This window comes from Nitrosophilus sp., assembly GCF_982775275.1.
On the sequence record NZ_CEXZHP010000300.1, the window covers coordinates 1 to 1,323 of the forward strand.

The window sequence follows — 1,323 nt, forward strand, 5'->3', positions numbered from 1 at the left end:
TCACATTTTTTACAAAAAAATAGTTTTTTTAATTTAAACGGCATTATAAACTCTATGATGGTCATTTTATATCCATTTGCACAGGCTTTCTTGCTATCACACAAACTCCACACGAAGAGTCACTATACTTCTTTCATAAAACAACACAAAGGACAAAAAATGAAATCTTTAACAAAAATCTTTGTAGCACTGCTTCTTGGAGTGAGTCTCTCTCACGCAGCGGCATTTTCCAAAGATGCAAAGTTTAGAACTACCACAGCACACATCACAGCACAAAAGCCACTTACAACAGGGGCAAATACACTTGTTGTCGAGCTCAAAAAAGACGGCAAAACACTTGATGATGCAAAAGTAACACTTAAAGCTTTTATGCCTGCGATGCCGGGTATGCCTGCGATGAGTTCAAAAGTTGAGGCAAAAAGCTTAGGCAATGGCAAATATGAAGCCACTTTAAACCTTGCGATGAACGGAACATGGCAGCTGCATATTTTCATCACTCCAAAAACAGGCAAAAAGTCTCGCATAAAAACAACACTCAATTTCTAAAAGGAAAAGATGGTGAAAAATTTACTCTTTGGTGCACTCTTACTTGCAAGCTCACTCTCGGCTGTAACACTGAGTGAGCTTATAGAGCGTTCTCTCTCACGCGCTCCCTCACTTGAAGTTATCAATGCACGCCTTGCTGCCAATAAGCAAAATATTGAGATTGCAGATCAGTTTGAAAATCCTGAACTGCTACTGACAAAAAACACCCTTGAGAACTCTCAGGCGATGAGTCAAAGCGTCCTTACACTCAAACAAAAGATTCCCACCTACTCTAAAAGAGAAAAAAGAGAAGCTGTCGCTCTTGCTGAGCAGAGCGTGCTTCAAGAAAAGCTTCACGCTGCAAAAGTCAAACTTGTTGGACGCATCAAAGATGAGGCATATACTATCTGGGAGTTGCGTGAGGAGATACAAATCATCGATACATACATCCTCCTGACACAACAAAATATCCGCCTTTATGAATCCTACAGCAGTGTAAATAGCAATCAACATATGGGCATTATGAAAGCAGAACTCTCGCTCTCAGATCTCAAAGTCCAAAGAAGTGCCTTGAAGGCAAAAAAGGCAGCAGCCTATGCAAGGCTCTCCTATCTTGCGGCTCAAAAAGTAAACAACTTAGCCATTAATCTAAGCATAGAGAAAAAACCAAACTTACTCCAACTGCAAAATGCGCTCAAAGAGAGTAACCCAGAGATTCTACTCACACAAAGAGAGACACAAAAACAATCAAAAAGAGTAGCACTTGCCCAAATAAACAACTACCCAGATCTGGGTAGT

General features: G+C 40.3%; 2 protein-coding genes. Both read left to right on the forward strand.

Annotated features, from left to right (window positions below; all coding sequences use genetic code 11):
• Window positions 1–546 (forward strand): FixH family protein (locus AC30RD_RS09440; RefSeq protein ID WP_489494294.1); only part of this gene is annotated, 546 nt, incomplete at its 5' end.
• Window positions 547–558: 12 nt separating this feature from the next.
• On the forward strand, window positions 559–1,323 hold a 765-nt coding region (locus tag AC30RD_RS09445), incomplete at its 3' end, for a TolC family protein (protein ID WP_489494295.1).